Source organism: Aeromonas sp. 604443 (genome assembly GCF_049170315.1).
Taxonomy (GTDB): Bacteria; Pseudomonadota; Gammaproteobacteria; order Enterobacterales; family Aeromonadaceae; genus Aeromonas; species Aeromonas veronii_A.
The window spans coordinates 112856-136064 of record NZ_JAAKMI010000010.1; the positions used below are offsets into that span (position 1 = coordinate 112856).

Here is a 23209-nt window from a genome sequence, read left to right on the forward strand (position 1 = left end):
TTACTCCGCCAGCCGCTCGGCGACCCGCAGCACCGAGCTGCGCGAACGGGTGTTTTCAGAGACCTCATGATCAGAAGGCTTGAGCGCCTTGCCGACCGACTTCAATTTGCGACCGCCAGCCAGCTGGGCCTCGGTCAAGGGAATGCCGTAGGGCACTTCAGGCCCCTTCTCGTGCTTGCGAATGAAGTGTTTCACCAGCCGGTCTTCCAGCGAGTGGAAGCTGATCACAGACAGACGGCCATGTGGTGCCAGCACGTCCAATGCACCGTTGAGCGCGGTTTCGATCTCGTCCAGCTCGCTGTTGATATAGATGCGGATGGCCTGGAAACTGCGGGTTGCCGCATGCTTGCCCTTCTCCTTGCTCGGATTGACCCGGGCAATCATCTCAGCCAGCTGACGGGTACGCACGTAAGGCTCGGTCACCCGGTCGTGGACGATGGCGCGGGCGATCTTCTTGGCAAAGCGCTCCTCACCGAAGGTCTTCAGCACCCAGGCGATATCATCCACATCGGCCTTGGCAAGCCACTCGGCGGCGCTCTGGCCGGAAGTGGGGTCCATCCGCATATCGAGCGGACCATCTTTCATAAAGCTGAAGCCGCGCTCGGCATCATCCAGTTGGGGTGAAGAGACCCCCAGATCCAGCAGGAAGCCATCCACCTTGCCCAGCAAACCGCGCTCATCCAGATAGGAGGCGATGCCGGAGAAGGGGCCGTGCACGATTTCGAAGCGGGGATCCTGGATCTTGGCCGCTTCGGCGATCGCCTGCGGGTCGCGGTCGATGGCGATCAGGCGGCCATTCGGGCCAAGGTGCTGCAGGATCAGACGAGAATGACCACCACGGCCAAAAGTACCGTCGACGTAGACACCGTCCGGCTTGATGGCCAGACCTTCAACGGCTTCGTGCAGCAGCACTGTGATGTGTTCAGCGGCTTGGGTCATTTATAAAGAGAAATCCTGTAGTCGTGGTGAGCTTGCCCAATCGTCCCCGGGCAGACCCAAGATGTCGTCATTGACCTGTTGTTGCCAGCGGGCTTCATCCCACAACTCAAACTTGTTGAGCTGGCCCACCAGCATAATTTTCTTGTCCAGCCCCGCATGGTTGCGCAGTGGCTGACTGAGCAGCAGACGGCCATTGCCATCCAGCTCGCATTCAGTTGCATGTCCCAGCAGCAGGCGCTGCAAACGGCGCTCTTGCGGATTCATGCTGGAGAGAGTCTTGAGCTTGCGCTCGACCTCTTCCCATTCATTCAGGGGATAAAGCAGCAGACAGGGATGGGCAATATCGATGGTGCAGACCAGCTGGCCGTCGCTTTCATCGCGCAGCCAATCACGAAATTTGGTCGGAATTGCCAGCCGCCCTTTACTGTCCAGGCTGATGGCATGAGCGCCACGCAACAAATTGCAGTCCCTGAAGGTGAGTGAGCAGGCAGATTGCCCCTCTAAAAACCACTTTGATCCACTTTTCCCCACCTTGAAGTTTAAGGACGTGCAGGGGGCTTTTCAAGCAAGGAGATGAGGCAGAGGGAACATATTGACGCAGCAATTGCATGCTGCGGATTGAGTGGGTTGATTTTCCACAAGTTATTTGGCGTTAAACTCTGGTGATTAATTGAAATAAGTGAATGAACTGAGAACACACACAATATGTGGGTGCGAACAACCATCCTGGGTTCTATCACCATCTATCGCTGCCATCGTGCCAAATACAAAACTATTCGATTGATTTAAAACATATATTTTCATGCAAAATGACAAGGTCGAAAATATCTTGCCAACGAAGCCATATTTTCTCATGCATAAAAAAGAGCCCCGCGATAAATCGCGGGGCTCTTCGGAATGAGGTCGGAGTCGGCCTGTAAGCCGGGTTCTGTACCGGGTTGCCCCGGGTAGCAATCATTCCTCTAGGCCAGCAATCGCTCGCTGGCTCAAGCAACCTACCCGCCCCCAACGCGGGCCGCGCCAATAGGGGCCTATTTGGTCTTGCTTCGGGTGGAGTTTACCGTGCCACGAACTGTTGCCAGTCGCGCGGTGCGCTCTTACCGCACCCTTTCACCCTTACCTGATCCCTTGCGGGCCATCGGCGGTCTGCTCTCTGTTGCACTGGTCGTAGGCTCACGCCCCCCAGGCGTTACCTGGCACCCTGCCCTGTGAAGCCCGGACTTTCCTCCCCTCCGCCCGTCTGTCCCGAGGGACACAACGACGAAGCAGCGATTGCCTAGCCAACTCCGAGGCGCGGATTATAGCCTTGCGATACGCACGGGGTAAACCGGCAATTCCCGTTTACAGCCATTTATCGCGCTTTGCCCCCCGTTTACATGCTGAATGCTCGACGGTTCGGGGGATTGCACAGGTCAAAAAGCAGTCTGCCAGCCTATTTCATCCGCTCAATAGTGCTCGAGACCATATTTGTAGAGGGCATTCTTTTTCACGCCGTGGACCTCGGCGGTCAGGGCAGCCGCTTTTTTCAGTGGCAGCTCAGTCACCAGCAGACCCAGAGTACGGATCGCCTCGGCTGGCAGATCCTCTTCATCTTTGGAGGCACCACTCACGACCAGCACGATCTCGCCGCGGCAACGGTTGTCATCCTCACCAAGCCAGGCCAGCATTTCAGAGGCAGGCAGACCATGAATTGACTCGAAGGTCTTGGTCAGCTCGCGGCACACCACCACCTGACGCTCGCCGAGAATGCGAGCAATCGCTTCTACTGTATCCTGCACACGGCGCGGCGATTCGTAAAACACCAGCGAGCGGGTGTCTTCAATAACGGCTTGCAGGCGATCGTCACGCCCCTTGCTCTTGGCGGGCAGGAAGCCTTCAAAGGCAAAGCGATCGGTGGGCAGACCGGCCGCACTTAGCGCGGTGATGGCAGCACAGGGACCGGGCAGCGGCACCACCTTTACCCCGGCTTCACGACAGCGGGTGACCAAGTGATAACCGGGGTCGCTGATGAGCGGGGTGCCGGCATCGGAGACCAGCGCAACACTCTTGCCCTCTTTGATCCGGCCGATCAGCACATCGGCTTTCTGCTGCTCGTTGTGATCGTGCAGGGCGAAGGTCGGCACCGAGATTTGGTAGTGGCTGAGCAGGATACCGGTATGACGGGTATCTTCGGCGGCCACCAGATCGACACTGCGTAAAATGTCCAATGCACGCTGGGTGATGTCCGCCAGATTGCCGATCGGAGTGGGGACTATATACAGGGTTGGGATGTCACTCATGGGATCTCCGAGTGCCCCGACAATTGTGTCGCCATATTGGCCCGTTTACACTATGGGGAACTTCAACACTGGTCGGGGAATGAACTTGAACCGGGTTACAAAGCAGCTAAGTGTATCACGACTCTTCGGCATCATACTCGCGGCAGTACTGCTCGCCGCCTGTGCGTCGGAGCCCACTCAACCGTCAGGGCAGTCAGGCATGCCCTCTGCGTTCTCCAATCTGACCAAGAATGCCCAGTGGTATCTTGAGCAGGTGGATCCCGCCAAGCCGGCCGAGGCCTTTACCTGGCAGATGCTGGCGGCACGCAGCTATCTGGCGCTGGGCCAGGCCAAACCGGCCTCGGCGCTGTTCCAGCAATTGCAGAAGCAGGCCAAGGATCCCGTTCAGAAGGCGCAGTTGCAACTACTGCAAGCCCATCTGTTGCTGGCGCAAGGCCACGCCAATCAGGCGCTGATCCTGCTGGAAGGCAAACCTGAGGTGCTGCTGGATGCCGATACCCAGAAGGATTGGTATCGCCAGCGCGTAGTGCTGCAGCTCGACATCAATAACAAGTTTGGCGCAGCCAAGTCATTGATTGCACTGGAGCCCTACCTCAATCAGAGCGAGCAGGCGACCAACCATCAGCAAATCTGGTCGTTGCTCAAAAGCATGACCCCTTCCACCCTGCAAGCGCTGGAAGAGGCTCCGGCCCCTGATGTGACCACCGGCTGGCTACGACTGGCGGCACTGGTCAACGAGTTTGGCGCCCAGCCGAACTTGCTGGCCCGCCAACTGGCAGGCTGGAAGCGTGACTTCCCCAACCATCCGGCCCAGAAAGATATGCCGGCAGGATTGGGCGATCTGGCGGCCACTGCCAGCACCTCGGTGCAACAGATCGCTGTGCTGCTGCCCCTCTCCGGCAATCTGGAGCCGCAGGGCGCAGCCATCCGTAATGGTATGCTGATGTCTTATAAGGAAAATCAGGGGCAATTCACCCTGAACTTCTACGACACCCAGAGCAAGTCGACCGGCGACCTTTACAAGCAGGCGATTCAGGAAGGGGCAGACATGATCATCGGCCCGCTGCTGAAAGATCGGGTCGAGGAGCTACTCAAGGCCAATCCGACCGTGCCGGTGCTGGCACTCAACGAGCTGGACAAGCCGGTCGTCAACGACACCACCTACTACTTCTCCCTCTCTGCCGCCGCAGATGCCGCGCAGGCAGCCCAGTACCTTTACACCCAGGGCTACCGTAAACCGCTGCTGATCGCCGCCCAGGGTCGGATCGGTTACAGCAGTATCAAAGCGTTTGAGCAAAGCTGGGCCACCCTGAGCCAGGATAAGCCAGTCGTTGCCACCTTCGGTGCCCGCAACGAAGTACAGGGGATGGTCAAGAATGCCCTGAGCGGCCGCTCTACCGCCCGTGCTGGCGAGGTAGTGCAACTCTCTGATGCCGCACCGCGCAGCATCGATGCCGTTTATGTGGTGGCCAACAGCCTGGAAACCCGGATGATCAAGCCCTACGTGGATGTCTCGGTCAATCCGATGGGAAGCCTGCCCATCTACACCAGCTCCCGCGGCTACGACAGCGCAGCCACCGAGGTCGCCTCCGAGCTCAACGGCATGCATATCGCCGATATGCCGCTGCTGCTGGGTGGCTACGAGAAACAGCGCGAGCAGATCGCCCTGCTCTGGCCGCAGACCCAGGGCGACCTGCTGCGTCTGTTTGCCATGGGCTACGATGCCGTCAGCCTGGCTGAGAACCTGCAGCAGATGCGCAAGGTAGGTGGCATGCAGCAGGCCGGCATGAGCGGTCAGCTGAGCGTGGATGCCCAGGGCAATATCGTGCGGATGCTGAGCTGGGGTACTTACCAGAACGGCAAGCTGGTCGACGAGAACGCCGTTCAGCAACTGGAGGAGCCCTCCAATGAAGGAACTATGGAAACGGATACGCCAGCAGTTGCCGAGCCTGTTCCCCTCACCAACGAGCAAGGGACAGCACTTTGAACAAGTCGCTGAACGCTGGTTGCAGGCTCGGGGCCTGCAACCGGTAGCTCGCAACTACCGCTGTCGTGGCGGTGAAATAGATCTCATCATGCACCAGGGCCAGACCCTGGTGTTTGTTGAGGTGCGCTACCGGGCCACCGGCAGCCATGGCGGGGCCGCCAGCTCGGTCACCCGCAGCAAACAGCACAAGATCATGCTGGCAGCGCGCCACTATTTGAAGCAACATGCCATCAACGAGGCCAATCAGGCCTGCCGATTCGATGTGATTGCGTTCGAGGGCGACCAGCCAGCCTGGATCCAGAACGCATTTTAAGAGGACCCTATGACTGACCGCATCAAAGAGAACTACACCGAAAGCATCCAGACCAAGATAGCCGCCGCCGAGGCGCTGCCGGATGCCATCCATACTGCAGCCCAGATGATCACCATCTGCCTGCTCAATGGCCACAAGGTGCTGGCATGCGGTAACGGTCCTTCTGCCGCACTGGCGCAACTGTTCATCTCCGAGCTGGTCAACTGCTACGAGACCCAGCGCCCCTCCCTGCCCGGCATGGCCCTGACCCCGGACATGGCGACCATCAGCGCCATCGCCACCGACCACGGTTTTGAAGAGGTCTATGCCAAGCAGATCCGCGCGCTGGGCCAGCCTGGCGACATTCTGGTGGTCATCACCACCTCCGGCCACAGCCGTAGCCTGATCAAGGCCGCCGAAGCCGCCCTCTCCCGCGACATGACCATAGTGGTGCTGAGCGGGGGTGACGGTGGCGAAATGGCTGGTCTGCTCGGCCCGAACGATGTGGAGATCCGTGTTCCCTCCGCCCGTCGCCCTCGCATTCTGGAAGTGAACCTGTTGACCCTGCACTGCCTGTGTGATCTCATCGACCAGACACTTTTCCCGCAACAGGAAGATTGAAACCATGAAAAAGCACACTATCCTGCTCGGTCTGCTGGTTAGCACCCTGCTGCTGCAAGGCTGCGCAGCCCTGGTTGTTGGCGGCGCCGCAGGGACTGCCAAGGCCTCTGGCGATCGCCGAACCCTGGGCGCGCAGTGGGATGACCAGACCATCGAGCTGAAAGCGGCCAATCTGCTGGCCGACAACAAACCCCTCAGCGCAGCCAGCAAGATCAGCGTCTACAGCAACAATGGCCGCGTCCTGCTGGTCGGCCAGACACCTTCTGACGTTTACAAGATTGAGGCGGGCAAAATTGTCAGTCGCATCGAAGGGGTCCGCCACGTCTACAACGAATTGCGCATCGGCCAACCTGCCAGTTTCACCACCCGCAGCAATGACTCCTGGATCACCTCCAAGGTGAAAGCCGACATGTTCGGCACCAAGAACTTCGACAGCACCAAGGTCAAGGTGGTCACCGAGAACGGCGAGGTGTTCCTGATTGGTCTGGTGACTCGCCAGGAGGGAGAGCAGGCAGTCAACATCGCCCGCCATGTCACCGGCGTGAAGCGCGTGATCAAGGCCTTCGAATTCGCCCAGAACTAAGCCCGACCGCACATAAAAAAACGCAGCCAATCGGCTGCGTTTTTTATTTGATCACCTTCAGGGTCGGACGACCGCTTGGACGCGGCGGTTCCGGCTCAGGCTCCACCGGCGCTTCAGCCTGCTCCAGCCAGATATCGTAACCCGGCTCAGGCGGGAACATGGTGCCCACGCCGTTCTCCCGGGCATGGATAGCCAGCACGGCCGCCATCGGGATATAGACCTGCTGGGATACCCCGCCAAAACGGGCACTGAAGCTGATAGCCTCGTTATCCATGTGAAATTGCATCACGGCTCGGGGCGCGATATTCAGTACAATTTGCCCGTCCTGAGCAAACTGCATCGGCACCATCACATGGGGAATGTTGACGTTGACCACCAGATGAGGGGTCAGATCGTTGTCCAGCAACCAGTCAAAGAACGCCCGTAACAAGTACGGGCGGCTCGGTGTCATTGTCGGTTCCATGCTCATACGCCAGCACGGATCTCGCGTTCGGCTTCGGTCAGGGAAGCCTGGAAGGACTCACGCTCGAACAGACGAACCATGTAGGCCTTCAGCTCTTTGGCGCCACGACCGGTCAGGTCGATGCCAAGGCTCGGCAGACGCCACAGCAGCGGTGCCATGTAGCAATCCACCAGACCGAACTCTTCGCTCATGAAATAGGGCATTTCACCGAAGATCGGCGCGATGGCCAGCAGGTTGTCACGCAGTTCGTTGCGTGCCACTTCAGCATCGGTACCGGCCATGATCTTGTCGGCCAGGGAGTACCAGTCCAGCTCGATGCGGTGCATCATCAGACGGCTGTTACCGCGGGCAACCGGGTAAACAGGCATCAGGGGCGGATGCGGGAAGCGCTCATCCAGATACTCCATGATGATGCGCGAGGTGTAGAGCGCCAGCTCACGATCAACCAGGGTCGGTACAGAGTTGTACGGGTTCAGCTCGGCCAGCTCATCCGGCAGATTGGCTGGGTCAACCTGACAGATATCCACACTAACACCCTTCTCCGCCAGGACAATACGCACCTGATGGCTGAACATATCGTTGGCACCGGAAAACAGCGTCATTACCGAACGCTTATTGGCAGCTACAGCCATTGAACCCTCCCGTCATAAAAAAGCAGAAACGGCAATGAAGCATCTTGGTCTTCATTGCCGTGCATTATATTACCCGGATCTGGTCGCTTAGTGAACGTCGCGCCAGAATTCCTTCTTCAACAGCACAGTGAAGATGAAGAAGATCACGATGAAGCCAAGCACCCAGAAGCCCATGCGTTCACGCTCCTGTTGTACCGGTTCAGCCGAGTAGACCAAGAAGTTTACCAGATCCAGTACCGTCTTATCATACTCTTCGTCATCCATTTCACCGTTGCCGTCAGATTTGATGCTGACAACCTGCTGGGTCTCGACGCCATCGACCATGTGAGTCGCGAACTCGGCACGGGGAGTCCCCTGCAGCGGCTCCAGCACATGGGGCATGCCCACTGACGGGAACACCACGTTATTCACACCAAACGGACGGGTCGGATCCACGTAAAAAGAACGCAGATAAGTGTAAATCCAGTCCGCACCACGTACTCGGGCAACCAGAGTCAGGTCGGGAGGCGGCGCACCAAACCACTTGGCGGCATCCTTCTCAGACATGGCACTCTTCATCAGATCACCCACTTTGGCGTCGGTGAAAATGAGGTTCTCCTTCATCAGATCCTCAGGGATCTCCAGATCGGCAGCAACCCGGTTGTAGCGTTGGTACTGGGTAGAGTGGCAGCCGGCACAATAATTCATGAAGGTGGCAGCTCCGCGTTGCAGGGATGCCTTGTCACTCAGATCGTAATTGGCCTTGTCCAGTGCAACCGCACCTCCAGCGGCAAACACCAGAGAGGGCAGCAGGGTCAGCACTGCAAATATTATTTTTTTCATTTAAATGTCACCCTCTCCGGCAGCGGCTTGGTGCGTTCGTTTTTGCTGTAGAAGAACAACAGCACGAAGAAACCGAAATAACCCAAGGTACAGATCTGGGCAACCAGCGTCAGAGTCGGCGTCGACGGCAGTACACCCAGCACCCCCAGAATGATGAAGCAGACCACAAACTGGGCGATGTTCAGCTTGTGCAGCTTGCTGCGATAGCGTACTGAACGCACCTTGCAGCGATCCAGCCAGGGCAGCAGGAACAACACCACAATAGAGAGGCCCATCATGATGACGCCAAGCAGCTTGTCAGGTACCGCACGCAGAATCGCGTAGAAGGGGGTGAAGTACCACACAGGCGCGATGTGAGCCGGAGTCTTCAGGCCGTTGGCCACTTCAAAGTTCGGCTTCTCGAGGAAGTAACCCCACATATCCGGCTTGAAGAAAATGATGGCGCAGAAGAAGAACAGGAAGCCAGCGACACCGATCATATCCTTGACGGTGAAGTAAGGATGGAATGCCACCGCATCCAGCGGCCAGCCGTTCTCGTCCTTGTGCTTCTTGATATCGATGCCATCCGGGTTGTTGGAGCCCACTTCGTGCAGCGCCAGGATATGCATCGCAACCAGCATCACCAAAACCAGCGGCAACGCGATGACGTGCAGCGCGAAGAAGCGGTTCAGGGTCGCACCAGAGATAACGTAGTCACCACGGATCCACAGGGTAAGATCGTCACCGATGACCGGAATGGCACCAAACAGCGAAATGATGACCTGGGCCCCCCAGAATGACATCTGTCCCCAGGGCAGCAAGTAGCCCATAAAGGCTTCCGCCATCAGCACCAGGAAGATCAGCATGCCGAAAATCCACAGCAGCTCGCGCGGCTTCTGGTAAGAGCCGTAAATCATACCTCGGAACATATGCAGGTAGACCACCACGAAGAAGGCAGAGGCACCGGTAGAGTGCATGTAACGTAGCAGCCAGCCATACTCCACATCCCGCATGATGTACTCGACGGAGGCAAACGCACCTTCCGCAGAGGGGTTGTAGTTCATGGTCAGCCAGATGCCGGTGATGATCTGGTTAACCAGCACCAACATGGCCAGCGAACCGAAGAAATACCAGAAGTTCAGGTTCTTCGGAGCCGGATACTTGGCCATGTGGTCGTTGTACATGGCAGTAAGCGGAAAGCGATAGTCAATCCAGCCCATCAGTTTGCTCAACATGATCAGGCCTCCTTGCCATCGGCACCGACCAGAATGGTGGTGTCGTTAATGAATTGATACGGCGGAATAACCAGGTTCAGTGGTGCAGGCACCCCCTGGAACACACGGCCAGCCATATCGAACTTGGAGCCATGACACGGGCAGAAGAAGCCGGACGCAACCCCCTGCACCTGCTCACCAAAACTGTCAGGCAGATAAGAAGGTGAACACCCGAGATGGGTGCAGATACCGACCGCGACAAAAATTTCGGGCTTGATCGATCTGTACCCGTTATGGGCATAGTCAGGCTGCTGCGGCTCTTCTGATGAGGGATCCCGCAACTTGTCATCATGTGCTGCCAGGGCATCCAGCGTCTGCTTGGTGCGTTTCACCACCCAGACGGGTTTGCCACGCCACTCGACACGGATGAGCTGACCCGGTTCCAACTTGCTGATATCGACTTCAACCGGTGCACCGGCTGCTTTGGCCTTGGCACTCGGATTCCATGACTTTATAAACGGCACTGCGGTAAACGCAGCTCCTACCCCACCAACGGCAACCGTTGACCAGGTAAGAAATCTGCGGCGACCGGTATCAACTGGCGCATTGCTCATCCAAAAACTCTCCCATGTGGACTCCGCACATTCTTATAGTGTCCCTGTTCCCCATTTTTCCCGTGACAACAGCGGCGGAAGCTGGATTTACAATTGCCACAGAAAACAGGGGAAATTTTAAAGAAAAGATAACAACTTGACAAGAAAGAGCGGTGAGCAATAAAAACAATAAAGAAACAATTTTTTGTCTTTTGTGACGCGTGGTTAGCATTGATGTCGGTAATATTACTAATAAAAAAAGCCTGGCGGTTGCCAGGCTTTTTTGACACTCGAAAGAGTGAGCACCGAAAGCGAATTAACGCTTGGAGTACTGCGGACGCTTACGAGCTTTGTGCAGACCGACTTTCTTACGCTCAACCTTACGGGCATCGCGAGTAACAAAGCCTGCTTTACGCAGTTCGGAACGCAGGGTTTCATCGTACTGCATCAGAGCACGAGTGATACCGTGGCGGATCGCACCAGCTTGACCGGAGATGCCACCACCGTTAACGGTGATGTACAGATCCAGTTTCTCGGTCATCTCAACCAGTTCCAGCGGCTGACGAACTACCATGCGGGCAGTCGGACGACCGAAGTACTGCTCCAAGGAGCGCTGGTTGATTACGATCTTACCGCTACCCGCTTTGATAAATACGCGAGCAGTGGAGCTTTTGCGACGGCCGGTACCGTAGTATTGATTTTCTGCCATGTTGCCAGTTCCCGATTAGATATCCAGTACTTGAGGTTGCTGAGCAGCGTGAGCGTGCTCGGCGCCTGCGTAAACTTTCAGTTTACGGAACATGGCACGGCCCAGAGGACCTTTCGGCAGCATGCCTTTAACAGCAGCTTCGATTACCATTTCCGGTTTACGCTGAATCAGCTTGTCGAAGCTGATTGACTTGATACCACCCGGGAAACCGGAGTGAGCGTGGTACATTTTGTCGGTAGTTTTCTTACCGGTAACACGTACCTTCTCAGCGTTTACAACGATGATGTAATCACCGGTGTCAACGTGCGGAGTGTATTCAGCTTTGTGCTTACCACGCAGACGAGCAGCGATCTCGGTTGCGATACGACCCAGAGTTTTACCTTCTGCGTCCACAATGTACCAGTCACGTTTTACGGTTTCTGGCTTGGCAACGAAAGTTTTCATTAAGTTAAACCCAATTACCTGTTACAGACCCAATTGTTTATGGGGGCTCTCCCACAAACAACAAACGATGGCCTACCTGTACCCCTTCGAATACAAGTAAAGCTTAAAGTGTTGCTGTCTTATCGACAGCTGTAACGTGGGCCGGGCGATTATAAGTGAAGTTGCCTTAAATATCACCTGCTAATTTCACTGCCATGAAACCAGCAAATGTCGCCCGGCCCTACCTGCCGCAGATGCCCATCCGACTGGCAGGCGCGGTATTGTGACTAAGGAAGGTGCACTCTGGCAAGGTATTCGTGCGATTGCATTTCCTGAAGCCGTGAAAGACAGCGTTGGAATTCGAAATTCAGCAGCCCTTCACCGTAGAGTTCTGCCATGGGAACCGCCGCCGACATGATGAGCTTGACGTGCCGTTCATAAAACTCATCGACCATGGCAATGAAGCGGCGAGCCGCGTCATCCGTGCCTGTGCCCATTGGCTGCACATTGGCCAGCAGAACAGTATGGAACAGTCTGGCCAGCTCGATATAGTCGTTCTGGGAGCGGGGAGTACAGCAAAGTTGCTCAAATTCCATATAGAGCACCCCTTCCCCCATTCCGAGCGACGTCAGCTGACGATGATTGACCTCGAACGTCCCCTCGCAAGCCGTGTGCCCACCGGTTAATTGCTGAAAATAGCGGTCAAGATTGGCTTTTGCCTGCAAGTCCAGCGGGCAGTGATAAATCTCCGCTTGTTCCAGCGTACGCAGGCGATAGTCGATACCGCCATCTACGTTAAGTACCTCGCAATGACGCTCGATCAGCTCGATAGCTGGCAGAAAACGGGCTCGCTGCAGCCCGTTGCGATAAAGATCCTGCGGCGGAATATTTGAAGTGGCGACCAGCACAACACCGTGACCAAACAGCTCCTGAAACAGCGTGCCCAGCAACATGGCATCGGTGATGTCGGAGACAAAAAATTCGTCGAAACAGATGATGTCTGTCTCGCTGGCAAGCTTGCTGGCCACCAGTTTGAGGGGATCGGACTGCCCGCTCAACCCCTGCAATTCATCGTGAATGCGGTGCATGAAACGGTGGAAATGGCTGCGCATCTTGCGCGTCCCCGGCAGGCTGTCGAAAAAGGTATCCATCAGCCAGGTCTTGCCTCGGCCCACTCCGCCCCACATATAGATACCGAGGACGGGCTCCGGCTGCTTGGGCTTTTGTAGCCAACCCAGCAACCCTCGAGATCTGGTCGGAGTCGGGCGCCGTAGCAAATCCTGATACAGTCGCTCCAGCCTGCTAATGGCCATCCCCTGCGCGGGGTCGGCCACAAAGCCGGGGCGCAGCAGATCCTGCTGGTATTTTTGCTGCGGTGTCATCCTTGAGCGCCTCTCCAAGTCCCTGAATCGAGGACAAAATGGTATCACGGCCTCAGGACGCACGGTATAGTGCCATCAAGGCATGGCGGTTATGACGACCGCATAAACCCACTCTGTTTTAGCTGTAACAAGGAGCATCTATGAGTCTGTTAACTGGGATCCTGCTGGCTGTCGCGGCCTTGATTATCGGTATCGTTCTCGGCCGTTTTTCGGTACGCAGCCGCGATGCCGGCCGTCTGGAACAGGAACTGAAAAAGGCCCACAAGGAGCTTGAAAGCTATCAGGGCCAAATCAATACCCACTTCGCCGACAGCGCCGCGCTGATGGAGCAACTGGCCGAGCAGTATCAGACCCTCTATCGCCACATGGCCGAGCAGAGCAAATTCCTGGCCAAGGCACAGGAACCGCTGTTCCGTGAATCATTGGTAGAAGAAGCCCCAACCAAAGAAGCAGATGAGCCGGGCGTACCGCCTCGCGACTATGCCGGCGCCTCTTCCGGACTGCTCAAACAACCAAATTAGTTCCTCGCGGAACTAATTGGCCAGCCCTGTGGTCTGACCTTGACGATTGCAATGCAACTTTTTCTGGGAGCTGTTTTTCATATGCGTAAACCTCTTTCCATGCTCAGTGTGCTAGCCCTCAGCGTCGGTATCGCCATGTCTGCGGCCCCTGCTCAGGCCGCACTGCCTTCCCTGTTAGGCTCTAATCAGGAGATGCCAAGTCTGGCCCCCGTTCTCGAACAGGTCACTCCTGCCGTAGTTAATATCTCTGTCTCCGGCAAGAAGATCACCCGCCAGCGTCTGCCGGAACAATTCCGTTTCTTCTTCGGTCCCAATATGCCCGATGAACAGGTGAGCGAGCAGCCGTTCCAGGCACTCGGCTCCGGTGTCATCGTCGATGCCAAGAAGGGTTACGTGATCACCAACGCCCACGTGGTTCACGAGGCGGACGAGATCAAGGTCACTCTGAAGGATGGTCGTGAATATGCGGCCAAGAAGATCGGTGAAGATAAGCAGTCCGACATCGCCCTGCTGCAAATCAAGGCCGAGGATCTGGTGCAGATCAAGTTCGCCGACTCCGACGAGCTGCGGGTGGGTGACTATGCGTTGGCAATCGGCAACCCGTTTGGTCTGGGTCAGACCGTTACCTCAGGTATCGTCAGCGCGCTCGGTCGCAGCGGCCTCAACATCGAGAATCTGGAAAACTTCATCCAGACCGATGCGGCCATCAACTCAGGTAACTCGGGCGGTGCCCTGCTCAATCTGCGTGGCGAGCTGATCGGTATCAACACCGCGATTCTGGGCCCGAACGGCGGCAACATCGGCATCGGCTTTGCCATCCCCTCCAACATGGTGCGGGATCTGACCGAGCAGATCGTCAAGTACGGTGAAGTGCGTCGCGGTCAGCTGGGCATTACCGGTACCGAACTCACCTCAGACATCGCCAAGACCTTCGGCTACAACAAGAAGGATGGCGCCTTCGTCAACCAGGTCATGCCTGACTCCGCCGCAGACAAGGCGGGCATCAAGGCGGGCGATATCATCGTCAGCATCGATGGCAAGCCGGTTCGCTCCTTCGGCGAGCTACGTGCCAAGATCGCCACCATGGGCGCTGGCAAGCAGGTCGAGCTGGGACTGATCCGCGATGGCAAGTCACAAACGGCCAAAGTGACCCTGAAGCAGGCCGATGACAGCGAAGTGCGCGCCAGCGCGCTGCATCCGGCACTGGAAGGGGCCAAGCTGAGCACAACTACCGATCCGGTCTCCGGCGTCGCCGTGGCCGACATTGATCCCCGTTCTCCGGCAGCCGCTTCCGGCCTGCAGAAGGGGGACATCATCATCGGGGTCAACCGTCTGCGCATCAACACCTTGGGCGAGCTGAGCAAGGCGCTCAAGAACAAGCCTGACGTACTGGCGCTCAATATCCAGCGCGGCGACTCCTCGCTCTATCTGGTGATCCGCTAACCCCCTGATGGTTCAACAACCTCTCTATCACCCGCGGCCTTCGCCGCGGGTGATTTTTATCCATCGATAGTGTTATTCTCTGCCCGCAGCCTGTACGGATGAGAATGACATGAAAATTTCCCCTTTAGTCAGTTACTTGGGCAAGTCTGTCGGTTTCGGTTTGACCGTCGCGGTGCTGCTGTTGCTGCTGTTTCCCAATTTTCGCGGTGGCGCCCAACTCCCGGGGCTCATCACCAATGCCCGAGAACTGAGTTTCTCCTATGCCGCTCATCGGGCCGGCCCCGCCGTCGTCAACATCTACACCCGCAGCTTTGCTCCCAACCAGGGCAATCAGGGGGAACTGCGTCCACAAGGACTGGGCTCCGGCGTCATCATGACCCAGCGCGGCTACGTGCTGACCAACTACCACGTCATCGCTGACGCCGACCAGATCATCGTAGCCCTGCAGGATGGCCGGGTTTTCAGTGCCGAGCTGGTCGGCACAGACCCGCTTACCGACCTTGCCGTGCTCTATATCGAGTCAGATAACCTGCCGGTAATCCCGCAAGATCCGGAGCGGTTGCCAGAAGTGGGCGATGTAGTACTCGCCATCGGCAATCCCTACAACGTCGGCCAGACCATCACCCAGGGCATCATCAGCGCGACTGGCCGCACCGGTCTCTCCAGCATGGGGCCGGACAGCAATGGCCGGCAGGATCTGCTGCAAACCGATGCCGCCATCAACGAGGGCAACTCGGGTGGCGCGCTGGTCAACGGTCGTGGCGATCTGGTGGGCATCAACACCGCCACTTATCACCTCAACGGCAATCAGGAGAGCTACGGCATCAGCTTTGCCATCCCCTACCGGCTGGCGAAGCGGATCATGGATGAGCTGATCACCAACGGCAGGGTCATTCGCGGCTACCTTGGGATATCCAGCGTCGAGATCAACCCGATAATCGCGCGGATGATGAATCTCGGCGATCTGCGTGGTCTGGTAGTGAAGAGTCTGGATCCCTACGGTCCAGCAGCCAAAGGCGGTCTGCAACGAGGGGATGTGCTGCTCAAGATCAACGACGAAGCCATCAGCGGTCCCAGAGCCGCCTTGGACAAGATCGCCGAGAGCCGCCCCGGCACCAAGCTGACCATATCGGTGTTACGCTCCGGCAAGCCGCTGGAAGTGGTGGTCACCATTGAAGAGGATGTGCGCTATCAGAACCGGGCTGGAGTCAGCAATGTCTCATCGGCCAGCTAACGCGGCAACGGTCTATTGCATCAGCCTGCAGCCTGTTAGGCTGCGCCTAACTCTCATTTCTCCATGGAACTACATAGTCAGCCATGTCATGCCGCAATAGCGCGACCGAATACAAGTGAAAGGAATAGAAGAAGAACGAGGAGTGACTACTCCTCATTAAAGCCGGAGGTGAACAGCTCCACCACGGCGGCTAGGGCCTCGACCTCTTCGGGGCCCTCAACCTGGACTTCCACCTGCCGCCCTTGCGCGGAATCCAGCATCAGCAGGCCGATGATGCTGTCAGCATCGGCCTCCACACCATCTTCATTGCGCAGCAGCACGTGGGCATCGAAACCCTGCACCAGCTCGAACAGCATCATGGCAGGTCTGGCATGAATACCCAGCTTGTTTTTCACTTCAACCGAGGCGGAAACAGTCATCGGGTCGTCCTATTGGTCCGTCAAGATTGGGGGGCACTCTTGTCGAGAGTGCGGTGGCGGATCTGCACGTTCTTGCCAAGCAAACGGAATGCACTGGCCAGCCGTTCTGCAATAAAGACCGAGCGGTGCTGACCGCCGGTGCAACCGATGCCGACCGTGAGGTAGCTGCGATTGTTGCGCTCCAGATGGGGCAACCAGGTCACCAGCATGTTTTCGATCTGCTGGGTAAACAGCATCACGTCAGCCTGCGCCGAGAGGTAGTTGGCGACCGGCTCATCCTTGCCGGTAAACGGCTTGAGCTCGGGGATCCAGTGCGGATTGGGCAGGAAGCGGGCATCGAACACGAAGTCGGCATCCTTGGGAATGCCGTACTTGAAGCCGAACGACTCGAACACCAGCACCAGCTCGTTCTCTTTCTTCCCAAGCACCCGGGTCTTGATGAGCTCGCTCAGGTCGTGAATGCTGAGGTTGGTGGTGTCGATACGCAGGTCAGCGGTCGAGGAGATGGGCGCCAGCAGGTGGGTCTCCTCCCGAATCGCCTCATCCAGCGACAGCTTGTTGCGTGAGAGGGGGTGCAAGCGGCGGCTCTCACCATAGCGCTTGAGCAGGGTGCCGTTGTCGGCGTCGAAGAAGAAGCTGGAGAACTCAACCCGCCCCTCATTGCGCACCTGAGCCAGCAGATTTTCCAGTTTCTCCGGATCGCTCGGCAGGTTGCGCACATCGATGCTGACCGCCAATTTGTCGTACTGGCTCTCCACCGAGACAATCAGCTGGGGCAGCAGATTGACCGGCAGGTTGTCCACACAGTAGTAACCCAGATCTTCCAGCACTCGCAGGGCTACCGTTTTACCGGAGCCCGAACGTCCACTTACCACGATTAACTGCATCTTGTTCCCTCACGCCAAACGGGTGTCTCATCCTTGGCCTGCTGTCAGGCCGAGGTCATGATCTGATAGAGCTCTTCGTCACTGGTTGCCTGACGCAACTGGCGGCAAACCGCCTTGTCACCCAGCTTGGAAGCCATCAGAGAAAGGGTCTTGAGATGCTGCTTGCACTCGCTTTCCGGCACCAGCAAGGCAAACAGCAGGTCAACCGGTTGATTGTCGATGGAGTCGAAAGGAATAGGGTCGGCAAAGGTCATCAGGATCGCGGTTGGCGGGAACTCATCGTCAATGCGACCGTGGGGGATCGCAATACCGGCACCGATCCCGGTACTACCCATTTTTTCGCGGGCCAGCAAGCATTCAAACAGCGCCTGACGGGAGGTGCCAAGGCGTTCGGCGGCCAGCTCGCTGATGATTTCGAGGGCGCGTTTCTTGCTGGTACAAGGGACTGCACTCTTGGTGCAGTCCCGACTCAGTATGTGTTCAAGTTGCATGGTTATTTTTTATTTAACTTATCTTTGTGCTTGATGATCTGCCTGTCCAGCTTGTCGAGCAAGGTGTCTATCGCAGCATACATATCGGCATGTTCAGAGTTGGCAAACACTTCGCCACCGCTGACGTGCAATTTGGCTTCCGCTATCTGGTTCAGTTTTTCCACGCTAAGCACCACATGAACATTGTTGATGTGGTCGAAGTGACGCTCGAGTTTGGCAAATTTGTTATTCACATAATCACGCAGAGCTTCGGTGATCTCGACATGGTGTCCGGTCAGGTTAATTTGCATAACATCATCCTTTTGTTTGCCTAAACCAGGCGTTTGCGCTGATTGGAAGGTGGGATAAACAAGGATTCGCGATACTTAGCGATCGTGCGTCTCGCCACCATAATACCCTGTTCGGCCAGCAAATCCGCGATCTTGCTATCACTTAACGGCTTGGCAGGATTCTCTGCCGTGACCAGCTTCTTGATGAGCGCGCGAATTGCGGTCGATGAGCACTCTCCTCCTCCTTCGGTGTTCACATGGCTGGAGAAAAAAAACTTCAATTCGAAGATACCACGGGGGGTATGCATGTACTTCTGGGTCGTCACCCGGGAGATGGTCGACTCATGCATCTCTACCGCTTCGGCGATGTCATTGAGCACCATCGGCTTCATCGCCTCTTCACCATACTCGAAAAAGCCCTGTTGCTGCTCGACAATGCAACTGGCCACTTTCAGCAGGGTGTCATTGCGACTTTCCAGGCTCTTGATGAACCACTTGGCTTCCTGCAAATGGGAGCGGATAAACTGGGTGTCGGTGCTGCTGCGGGCGTTGCGGGCCATGGCGGCATAGGTCTCGTTGACCCGGATGCGGGGGGCGGAGTCGGGATTGAGCTCGACCACCCACTTGCTGCCCTTCTTGACCACGGAGACGTCGGGGATCACGTACTGAGAGTCACTCTGGATGATGCCGTTGCCGGGACGTGGCTCCAGCAGCTGGATCAGATCCAGCACCTCCTTGAGGTCGCTCTCTTTGAGTTTTGTCTTGCGGGCGAGGGTGCGGTAATCCCGGTTGCCGAGCAGCTCCATGTGCTCGAGGATCACCTCTTTGGCCTCGTTGAGCCAGGGGGTCTGCGGGTCATACTGATCCAGCTGGATGAGCAAACACTCCTGCACAGAACGGGCAGCAATGCCGACCGGATCGAAGTGCTGCACCCGCTTGAGTACCGCCTCGACCTCATCGAGTTCCACCTCTACGTCATCGCTGGTGACGGCAGCCTGGATATCCTCCATCGCAACGGTCAGATAACCGGATTCGTCGATGGCATCGATAATGGCGAGCGCGATGGCGGCATCCACATCGCTGAACGGTGTGAGCCGCATCTGCCACAGCAGATAATCCTGCAGGTTTTCGGTGGTTTCACCCTGATAGACGCTATCTTCCCCATCGTGGATGGGGCCCGCGCTCTGGGCGGTGCCGGCAGAGTAAACCTCGTCCCAGGTGGTATCCACCGGCAACTCGTCCGGCATCTGCTCCTGAGCCATGGCATCGCTGGAATCCAGCTGGCTGGCATCGACCGGCGCTTCCGGACTGGTCTCTTGCGCCTCGCTCTCTTCCTGCTCCAGCAGAGGGTTGTTTTCGAGCGCTTGCTGAATTTCCTGCTGAAGTTCCAGAGTGGAGAGCTGGAGCAGACGAATCGCTTGTTGTAATTGCGGCGTCATGGTCAGGGACTGACCGAGACGCAACTGTAATGTCGGCTTCATCTACGTCGGGATATCCTTATGTTCAGCGAGGCACTCGTCAAAGGAAATGAAGGCATGCCCCCTTACTATAGACTGAATTGATCGCCCAAATAGACGCGCTTGACCTGCTCATCGGCAAGGATGTCAGCCGGTGCACCTTCGGCAATCATCTTGCCGTGGCTGACGATATAGGCCTTCTCACATACGTCCAGAGTCTCTCTGACGTTGTGGTCGGTAATCAAGACGCCAAGGCCTCTATCTTTCAGATGCTGAATGATCTTCTTGATGTCTATCACAGAAATCGGGTCAACCCCTGCAAAGGGTTCATCCAGCAGAATAAAACGCGGCTCGGCCGCCAGCGCACGGGCGATCTCTACCCGACGGCGCTCACCGCCGGAGAGGCTCTGACCCAGGTTGTCGCGAATGTGGGTGATATTGAACTCTTCCAGCAGTTGCTGAACCTTGTCCTCACGCTCCTCGCGACTCAACCCCTTGCGGGTCTGCATCACGCCCATCAGGTTGTCGAACACTGACAGGCGACGGAAGATGGAGGCCTCCTGCGGCAGGTAACCGATGCCATTGCGCGACCGCACATGCATGGGCTGCAGGCTGATGTCCTGATCGTCGATGGTGATGAGACCGGCATCGCGCTGCACCAGCCCCACGATCATGTAGAAGGAGGTGGTCTTGCCCGCCCCGTTGGGGCCGAGCAGGCCGACAATCTGGCCGGTGCCCACTTCAAGGCTGACGTCACTCACCACCATGCGGCGCTTGTAGCTCTTCTGCAGGCCCACTGCTTTTAACACTGCCATGGCTTATTTTCCCTGCTTCTTCTGGTCGGCGGGCTTGTCGAAATTCTCTACCTGATCCGGCAGGAATACGGTTTTGACCCGCTGGCTCGGGCTCTTGCTCTCGGCGATCATCTTCTGTTTGACGATGTCGTAGCGGATCAGATCGCCATTGACCTGGCTATCTTCCTGCTTGAGCTGACCGTTGCCGGTGATGGTCACCAGACGGTTCTTCAGCTCGTAGCGGATAGTGTTGCCGTGGGCATTGACCGGCTTGCCGTTATCCAGGATCTGGAAGAAGGTGGCGGGCTTGCCGTAGGCAGTCATCACCTCGGCCCCTTTCTCGCCGGAACGGGTCACTACCACCTTGTCAGCCTTGATCCGGATGGTGCCCTGATTGATGGTCACGTCCTCTTCGAAGGTGATGCGGTTGTCCTGCATCTCGGCCACCTGTTTGACGGCATCGACGTAAACCTTCTCGGCAAAGTCGGACTCTTTGGCGGTCACCGCACCACACAACAACAGGGCTGCGAGGGCCAGATTAGCGTTTTTCATTGAAATAGATGGCATGGCCTTGATCCAGTAACTCAAAATATTTGCGGTCCAGATGGCCCTTGAGGCCAACCCCTTGGGTCTGGAAATCCCGACCCAGAATGTTCACTTCCCGGTTGCTGCGCACATCCTGTGTCACCAGATCCAGCTCCAGATAGGGGGTATCCAGTGTGGAGATGAAAGAGGTAGGTAGCAGACCATCCAGATGCACTTTGTCCCGCAGGATGACGTTGTCGCCGGTGTTGAGCACGCCGGTTTCGGCGGTCACCTTCCACTCGGCAGCACCCTGCTCGTCATACATGTAGACCACCGGCTTGTCGAAGGTGGCCTGCTCGAGGATTTGATAATACTCGGCGTAGGTCGACTCCAGCCGCTCGGTGCGCTTGCCGTTGATATCAAAACGGGTGGTCACCAGATCTTTGGCGACAAAATCCGGCTGATAGTTTTCTATTTTGACGGCGCTCTCCGGCACCAGCTCCACCTTGCCCAACTGCCAGGCAACCAGAGCGACCAGAAACAGCAGGGCAAACAACAGGGTCTGTCTGCTCATACCGAAGCCTCGGGCTGATAATCGTCGTGGCCCTGCGCCTGCAAAATGAGGTCACACACCTCGCGCACCGCTCCCATGCCACCGCCAAGCCGGGTCACCATATCGGCACGGCTCAACACCAGCGGATGAGCATCGGCCACCGCGATACCCAGGCCGCAGGCGGCCATCACCGGCAGATCGATGGTGTCATCGCCCATATAGGCAGCCTGCTCCGGGCTCAGCCCCAGCTTGGCCAGCAGCGCTTCGAAGTGAGGCAGCTTTTTATCAGCCCCCTGCACCACATGAGCCACCCCCAGGCTTTTCATCCGATCGCTGACGATACGGGAGTTGCGCCCGGTGATGATGGCGATCTCGATCCCGGCATTGAGCAACGCTCGCATGCCCGCACCATCGCGGGTACAGAAGGTTTTCAGCTCTTCGCCGTTGTTTCCCATGTAGATGAGGCCGTTGGAGAGCACCCCGTCCACATCGCACACCAGCAGGCGGATTTGCGCCGCCTTGTCGAACTGGCTGCGCGTCACCGGACCATAGAGGGTCGGTACGTTTTGCATCAAATTACTCCGGCTTTCAGCAGGTCGTGCATGTTGAAGGCGCCTAGCGGGCGCTTGTCACCATCTACGACCAGTAATCCGTTGATTTTTCTCGTTTCCATCAGCTTGACGGCTTCCGCAGCCATCATCTCTGGACCTACGGTAACACAGTTGGCCGTCATCACACGGCTGATGGGGGTGTGATGGATATCGATCTGCTGGTCAAGAATGCGGCGCAGGTCGCCATCGGTAAAGAGCCCGGCCAGCAGGCCATTGCCATCGACCACAGCCGTCATACCGAGCCCCTTGCGGCTCACTTCCAGCAGCGCCTGGCTGATGGTGGCATCTATCCCCACCCGGGGCAACAGATCGCCACTGTGCATCAGGTCGCCAACCCGCAGCAACAGACGCTTGCCGAGCGACCCGCCCGGGTGAGAGAGGGCGAAGTCATCGGCGGTAAAACCGCGCGCTTCCAGCAGGGCGACCGCCAGGGCATCGCCCATGACTAAGGTTGCCGTGGTGCTGGAAGTGGGTGCCAGACCCAACGGGCAGGCCTCTTTCTCCACCTTGATGCACAGATGCACGTTGGCCTCTTTGGCCATGGTGGAGGCCGGATTACCGGTCATACAGATGAGCGGAATGCCGCGGCGCTTGAGTACCGGCAGCAGGGCCAGGATTTCATCGCTCTCACCGGAGTTGGAGATAGCGATGATAAGGTCGCCACTGGAGATCATCCCCAGATCGCCGTGACTCGCTTCTCCCGGGTGAAGGAAGAAGGCCGGTGTGCCTGTGCTGGCGAGGGTGGCGGCGATCTTGCTGCCGATATGGCCCGATTTGCCCATGCCGGTGACCACTATCTTGCCACCACAGCGCAGCACCATTTCGCACGCCTTGTCGAAGGCGTCGTTCAGATACTGATAGAGTCCATCAATGGCTTGCTTTTCTGTGTCCAGCACCGCGCGGGCACTGCGACGAAAATCGAACAGTTCAGACACTTTCTCAGGCTTTACAGACATAAAGACACAGCTCCGGGCCGAAATTAGCTGCGGGATTATAAAAAAGTCTGCCCGGATAAGCGAATCGGATGGCAAGTCCCGCTCTCAATGACGCACTTTGTTACAGAAAACTGTCGTTCAAATGGGCTTGC

28 protein-coding genes and 1 other RNA gene are annotated in these 23209 nt (G+C 57.1%); 7 read left to right on the top strand and 22 right to left on the bottom strand.

The window, feature by feature from the left end:
* From rsmH to rsmI, 4 genes are all read right to left on the bottom strand, one after another.
* Complete coding sequence (rsmH, locus tag G5380_RS14435; RefSeq protein ID WP_421206666.1) at positions 1–939, bottom strand: 16S rRNA (cytosine(1402)-N(4))-methyltransferase RsmH; 939 nt, start codon at positions 937–939, stop codon at positions 1–3.
* A complete protein-coding gene (gene mraZ, locus G5380_RS14440; protein ID WP_013723406.1) occupies positions 940–1398 on the bottom strand; it encodes a division/cell wall cluster transcriptional repressor MraZ in 459 nt (152 codons plus the stop codon).
* Between the two features lie 442 nt (positions 1399–1840).
* Positions 1841–2227: RNase P RNA component class A (gene rnpB, locus G5380_RS14445), an RNA gene on the bottom strand.
* Positions 2228–2384: 157 nt separating this feature from the next.
* Positions 2385–3218 carry a 16S rRNA (cytidine(1402)-2'-O)-methyltransferase gene (gene rsmI, locus G5380_RS14450; protein ID WP_042079676.1) on the bottom strand — a complete coding sequence of 278 codons (834 nt, stop codon included), beginning with the start codon at positions 3216–3218 and terminating at the stop codon, positions 2385–2387.
* A gap of 199 nt (positions 3219–3417) precedes the next feature.
* On the opposite strand from rsmI, the gene G5380_RS14455 reads away from it, so the two are divergent.
* From G5380_RS14455 to dolP, 4 genes are read left to right on the top strand one after another with little or no spacing between them, the layout of a single operon-like run.
* Positions 3418–5205, top strand: a complete 1788-nt coding sequence (locus tag G5380_RS14455) for a penicillin-binding protein activator (RefSeq protein ID WP_421209463.1) — start codon at positions 3418–3420, stop codon at positions 5203–5205.
* The gene (locus tag G5380_RS14460; protein ID WP_058057529.1) at positions 5126–5518 is read left to right on the top strand and encodes a YraN family protein; all 393 of its coding nucleotides are present in this window, start codon (positions 5126–5128) and stop codon (positions 5516–5518) included. Before G5380_RS14455 ends, G5380_RS14460 begins: the two co-directional genes overlap by 80 nt.
* A 9-nt stretch (positions 5519–5527) precedes the next feature.
* Positions 5528–6118, top strand: coding sequence for a D-sedoheptulose-7-phosphate isomerase (locus tag G5380_RS14465; RefSeq protein WP_005336275.1), 591 nt, complete (start codon positions 5528–5530; stop codon positions 6116–6118).
* 4 nt (positions 6119–6122) lie between these two features.
* Entirely contained in the window at positions 6123–6701 is a 579-nt protein-coding gene (dolP, locus tag G5380_RS14470; protein WP_005336277.1) for a division/outer membrane stress-associated lipid-binding lipoprotein, read from the top strand.
* A gap of 43 nt (positions 6702–6744) precedes the next feature.
* Here dolP and G5380_RS14475 read toward each other — a convergent pair whose 3' ends face one another.
* The 8 genes from G5380_RS14475 to zapE all read right to left on the bottom strand — a co-directional run bounded on the left by G5380_RS14475 (position 6745) and on the right by zapE (position 12918).
* The gene (locus tag G5380_RS14475; protein WP_005336278.1) at positions 6745–7170 is read right to left on the bottom strand and encodes a ClpXP protease specificity-enhancing factor; all 426 of its coding nucleotides are present in this window, start codon (positions 7168–7170) and stop codon (positions 6745–6747) included.
* Positions 7167–7796, bottom strand: coding sequence for a stringent starvation protein SspA (sspA, locus tag G5380_RS14480; protein ID WP_421352846.1), 630 nt, complete (start codon positions 7794–7796; stop codon positions 7167–7169). The genes G5380_RS14475 and sspA overlap by 4 nt, the downstream gene beginning before the upstream one ends.
* Before the next feature lie 87 nt (positions 7797–7883).
* A complete protein-coding gene (locus G5380_RS14485; protein ID WP_201938939.1) occupies positions 7884–8618 on the bottom strand; it encodes a cytochrome c1 in 735 nt (244 codons plus the stop codon).
* The gene (locus G5380_RS14490; protein WP_201938937.1) at positions 8615–9832 is read right to left on the bottom strand and encodes a cytochrome b; all 1218 of its coding nucleotides are present in this window, start codon (positions 9830–9832) and stop codon (positions 8615–8617) included. The genes G5380_RS14485 and G5380_RS14490 overlap by 4 nt, the downstream gene beginning before the upstream one ends.
* 2 nt (positions 9833–9834) lie before the next feature.
* The gene (petA, locus tag G5380_RS14495; RefSeq protein ID WP_216952217.1) at positions 9835–10425 is read right to left on the bottom strand and encodes a ubiquinol-cytochrome c reductase iron-sulfur subunit; all 591 of its coding nucleotides are present in this window, start codon (positions 10423–10425) and stop codon (positions 9835–9837) included.
* Positions 10426–10720: 295 nt separating this feature from the next.
* The gene (gene rpsI / locus G5380_RS14500) at positions 10721–11113 is read right to left on the bottom strand and encodes a 30S ribosomal protein S9 (protein ID WP_005336286.1); all 393 of its coding nucleotides are present in this window, start codon (positions 11111–11113) and stop codon (positions 10721–10723) included.
* A gap of 15 nt (positions 11114–11128) precedes the next feature.
* Positions 11129–11557, bottom strand: a complete 429-nt coding sequence (rplM, locus tag G5380_RS14505; RefSeq protein ID WP_005341737.1) for a 50S ribosomal protein L13 — start codon at positions 11555–11557, stop codon at positions 11129–11131.
* A 266-nt stretch (positions 11558–11823) separates the two neighbouring features.
* Entirely contained in the window at positions 11824–12918 is a 1095-nt protein-coding gene (zapE, locus tag G5380_RS14510; RefSeq protein ID WP_421209466.1) for a cell division protein ZapE, read from the bottom strand.
* A gap of 140 nt (positions 12919–13058) precedes the next feature.
* Between zapE and G5380_RS14515 the strand changes: the two genes are divergently transcribed.
* The 3 genes from G5380_RS14515 to degS all read left to right on the top strand — a co-directional run bounded on the left by G5380_RS14515 (position 13059) and on the right by degS (position 16116).
* On the top strand, positions 13059–13439 hold the full coding sequence (locus tag G5380_RS14515; RefSeq protein WP_216952219.1) for a YhcB family protein: 381 nt from the start codon (positions 13059–13061) through the stop codon (positions 13437–13439).
* An 81-nt stretch (positions 13440–13520) separates the two neighbouring features.
* Positions 13521–14882, top strand: a complete 1362-nt coding sequence (locus G5380_RS14520) for a Do family serine endopeptidase (protein ID WP_216952220.1) — start codon at positions 13521–13523, stop codon at positions 14880–14882.
* A 109-nt stretch (positions 14883–14991) separates the two neighbouring features.
* Entirely contained in the window at positions 14992–16116 is a 1125-nt protein-coding gene (gene degS, locus G5380_RS14525) for an outer membrane-stress sensor serine endopeptidase DegS (protein ID WP_421209467.1), read from the top strand.
* A 146-nt stretch (positions 16117–16262) separates the two neighbouring features.
* Here the strand turns inward: degS and npr are convergent, their stop codons facing one another.
* From npr to G5380_RS14575, 10 genes are all read right to left on the bottom strand, one after another.
* A complete protein-coding gene (gene npr / locus G5380_RS14530; protein ID WP_005336318.1) occupies positions 16263–16535 on the bottom strand; it encodes a PTS phosphocarrier protein NPr in 273 nt (90 codons plus the stop codon).
* Between the two features lie 20 nt (positions 16536–16555).
* Positions 16556–17422: an RNase adapter RapZ gene (rapZ, locus tag G5380_RS14535; protein ID WP_421209469.1), complete on the bottom strand. Its 867-nt coding sequence runs from the start codon at positions 17420–17422 to the stop codon at positions 16556–16558.
* Between the two features lie 44 nt (positions 17423–17466).
* Positions 17467–17913: a PTS IIA-like nitrogen regulatory protein PtsN gene (gene ptsN, locus G5380_RS14540; RefSeq protein WP_005336322.1), complete on the bottom strand. Its 447-nt coding sequence runs from the start codon at positions 17911–17913 to the stop codon at positions 17467–17469.
* Positions 17914–17915: 2 nt separating this feature from the next.
* Positions 17916–18203 (bottom strand): ribosome hibernation promoting factor, encoded by a 288-nt coding sequence (gene hpf / locus G5380_RS14545; RefSeq protein ID WP_005336323.1) that lies wholly within the window; start codon positions 18201–18203, stop codon positions 17916–17918.
* Between the two features lie 20 nt (positions 18204–18223).
* On the bottom strand, positions 18224–19663 hold the full coding sequence (locus tag G5380_RS14550) for an RNA polymerase factor sigma-54 (protein ID WP_201938916.1): 1440 nt from the start codon (positions 19661–19663) through the stop codon (positions 18224–18226).
* Positions 19664–19728: 65 nt separating this feature from the next.
* Positions 19729–20454 carry an LPS export ABC transporter ATP-binding protein gene (lptB, locus tag G5380_RS14555; RefSeq protein WP_421209471.1) on the bottom strand — a complete coding sequence of 242 codons (726 nt, stop codon included), beginning with the start codon at positions 20452–20454 and terminating at the stop codon, positions 19729–19731.
* Positions 20455–20457: 3 nt separating this feature from the next.
* The gene (gene lptA / locus G5380_RS14560) at positions 20458–20985 is read right to left on the bottom strand and encodes a lipopolysaccharide transport periplasmic protein LptA (RefSeq protein WP_040068817.1); all 528 of its coding nucleotides are present in this window, start codon (positions 20983–20985) and stop codon (positions 20458–20460) included.
* On the bottom strand, positions 20972–21532 hold the full coding sequence (gene lptC / locus G5380_RS14565) for an LPS export ABC transporter periplasmic protein LptC (RefSeq protein ID WP_128814797.1): 561 nt from the start codon (positions 21530–21532) through the stop codon (positions 20972–20974). The genes lptA and lptC overlap by 14 nt, the downstream gene beginning before the upstream one ends.
* Positions 21529–22083 (bottom strand): 3-deoxy-manno-octulosonate-8-phosphatase KdsC, encoded by a 555-nt coding sequence (gene kdsC, locus G5380_RS14570; RefSeq protein WP_108542371.1) that lies wholly within the window; start codon positions 22081–22083, stop codon positions 21529–21531. Before kdsC ends, lptC begins: the two co-directional genes overlap by 4 nt.
* Positions 22083–23078 carry a KpsF/GutQ family sugar-phosphate isomerase gene (locus G5380_RS14575; RefSeq protein ID WP_204382278.1) on the bottom strand — a complete coding sequence of 332 codons (996 nt, stop codon included), beginning with the start codon at positions 23076–23078 and terminating at the stop codon, positions 22083–22085. Before G5380_RS14575 ends, kdsC begins: the two co-directional genes overlap by 1 nt.
* Positions 23079–23209 lie beyond the last annotated feature (131 nt).

Bases quoted from the DNA above. Each gene is read 5' to 3' on its own strand.
- rsmH (WP_421206666.1), bottom strand. From the start codon at position 939: ATGACCCAAGCCGCTGAACACATCACAGTGCTGCTGCACGAAGCCGTT.
- rsmI (WP_042079676.1), bottom strand. From the start codon at position 3,218: ATGAGTGACATCCCAACCCTGTATATAGTCCCCACTCCGATCGGCAAT.
- G5380_RS14455 (WP_421209463.1), top strand. From the start codon at position 3,418: ATGCCCTCTGCGTTCTCCAATCTGACCAAGAATGCCCAGTGGTATCTT.
- G5380_RS14460 (WP_058057529.1), top strand. From the start codon at position 5,126: ATGAAGGAACTATGGAAACGGATACGCCAGCAGTTGCCGAGCCTGTTC.
- G5380_RS14465 (WP_005336275.1), top strand. From the start codon at position 5,528: ATGACTGACCGCATCAAAGAGAACTACACCGAAAGCATCCAGACCAAG.
- dolP (WP_005336277.1), top strand. From the start codon at position 6,123: ATGAAAAAGCACACTATCCTGCTCGGTCTGCTGGTTAGCACCCTGCTG.
- G5380_RS14475 (WP_005336278.1), bottom strand. From the start codon at position 7,170: ATGAGCATGGAACCGACAATGACACCGAGCCGCCCGTACTTGTTACGG.
- sspA (WP_421352846.1), bottom strand. From the start codon at position 7,796: ATGGCTGTAGCTGCCAATAAGCGTTCGGTAATGACGCTGTTTTCCGGT.
- G5380_RS14485 (WP_201938939.1), bottom strand. From the start codon at position 8,618: ATGAAAAAAATAATATTTGCAGTGCTGACCCTGCTGCCCTCTCTGGTG.
- G5380_RS14490 (WP_201938937.1), bottom strand. From the start codon at position 9,832: ATGTTGAGCAAACTGATGGGCTGGATTGACTATCGCTTTCCGCTTACT.
- petA (WP_216952217.1), bottom strand. From the start codon at position 10,425: ATGAGCAATGCGCCAGTTGATACCGGTCGCCGCAGATTTCTTACCTGG.
- rpsI (WP_005336286.1), bottom strand. From the start codon at position 11,113: ATGGCAGAAAATCAATACTACGGTACCGGCCGTCGCAAAAGCTCCACT.
- rplM (WP_005341737.1), bottom strand. From the start codon at position 11,557: ATGAAAACTTTCGTTGCCAAGCCAGAAACCGTAAAACGTGACTGGTAC.
- zapE (WP_421209466.1), bottom strand. From the start codon at position 12,918: ATGACACCGCAGCAAAAATACCAGCAGGATCTGCTGCGCCCCGGCTTT.
- G5380_RS14515 (WP_216952219.1), top strand. From the start codon at position 13,059: ATGAGTCTGTTAACTGGGATCCTGCTGGCTGTCGCGGCCTTGATTATC.
- G5380_RS14520 (WP_216952220.1), top strand. From the start codon at position 13,521: ATGCGTAAACCTCTTTCCATGCTCAGTGTGCTAGCCCTCAGCGTCGGT.
- degS (WP_421209467.1), top strand. From the start codon at position 14,992: ATGAAAATTTCCCCTTTAGTCAGTTACTTGGGCAAGTCTGTCGGTTTC.
- npr (WP_005336318.1), bottom strand. From the start codon at position 16,535: ATGACTGTTTCCGCCTCGGTTGAAGTGAAAAACAAGCTGGGTATTCAT.
- rapZ (WP_421209469.1), bottom strand. From the start codon at position 17,422: ATGCAGTTAATCGTGGTAAGTGGACGTTCGGGCTCCGGTAAAACGGTA.
- ptsN (WP_005336322.1), bottom strand. From the start codon at position 17,913: ATGCAACTTGAACACATACTGAGTCGGGACTGCACCAAGAGTGCAGTC.
- hpf (WP_005336323.1), bottom strand. From the start codon at position 18,203: ATGCAAATTAACCTGACCGGACACCATGTCGAGATCACCGAAGCTCTG.
- G5380_RS14550 (WP_201938916.1), bottom strand. From the start codon at position 19,663: ATGAAGCCGACATTACAGTTGCGTCTCGGTCAGTCCCTGACCATGACG.
- lptB (WP_421209471.1), bottom strand. From the start codon at position 20,454: ATGGCAGTGTTAAAAGCAGTGGGCCTGCAGAAGAGCTACAAGCGCCGC.
- lptA (WP_040068817.1), bottom strand. From the start codon at position 20,985: ATGAAAAACGCTAATCTGGCCCTCGCAGCCCTGTTGTTGTGTGGTGCG.
- lptC (WP_128814797.1), bottom strand. From the start codon at position 21,532: ATGAGCAGACAGACCCTGTTGTTTGCCCTGCTGTTTCTGGTCGCTCTG.
- kdsC (WP_108542371.1), bottom strand. From the start codon at position 22,083: ATGCAAAACGTACCGACCCTCTATGGTCCGGTGACGCGCAGCCAGTTC.
- G5380_RS14575 (WP_204382278.1), bottom strand. From the start codon at position 23,078: ATGTCTGTAAAGCCTGAGAAAGTGTCTGAACTGTTCGATTTTCGTCGC.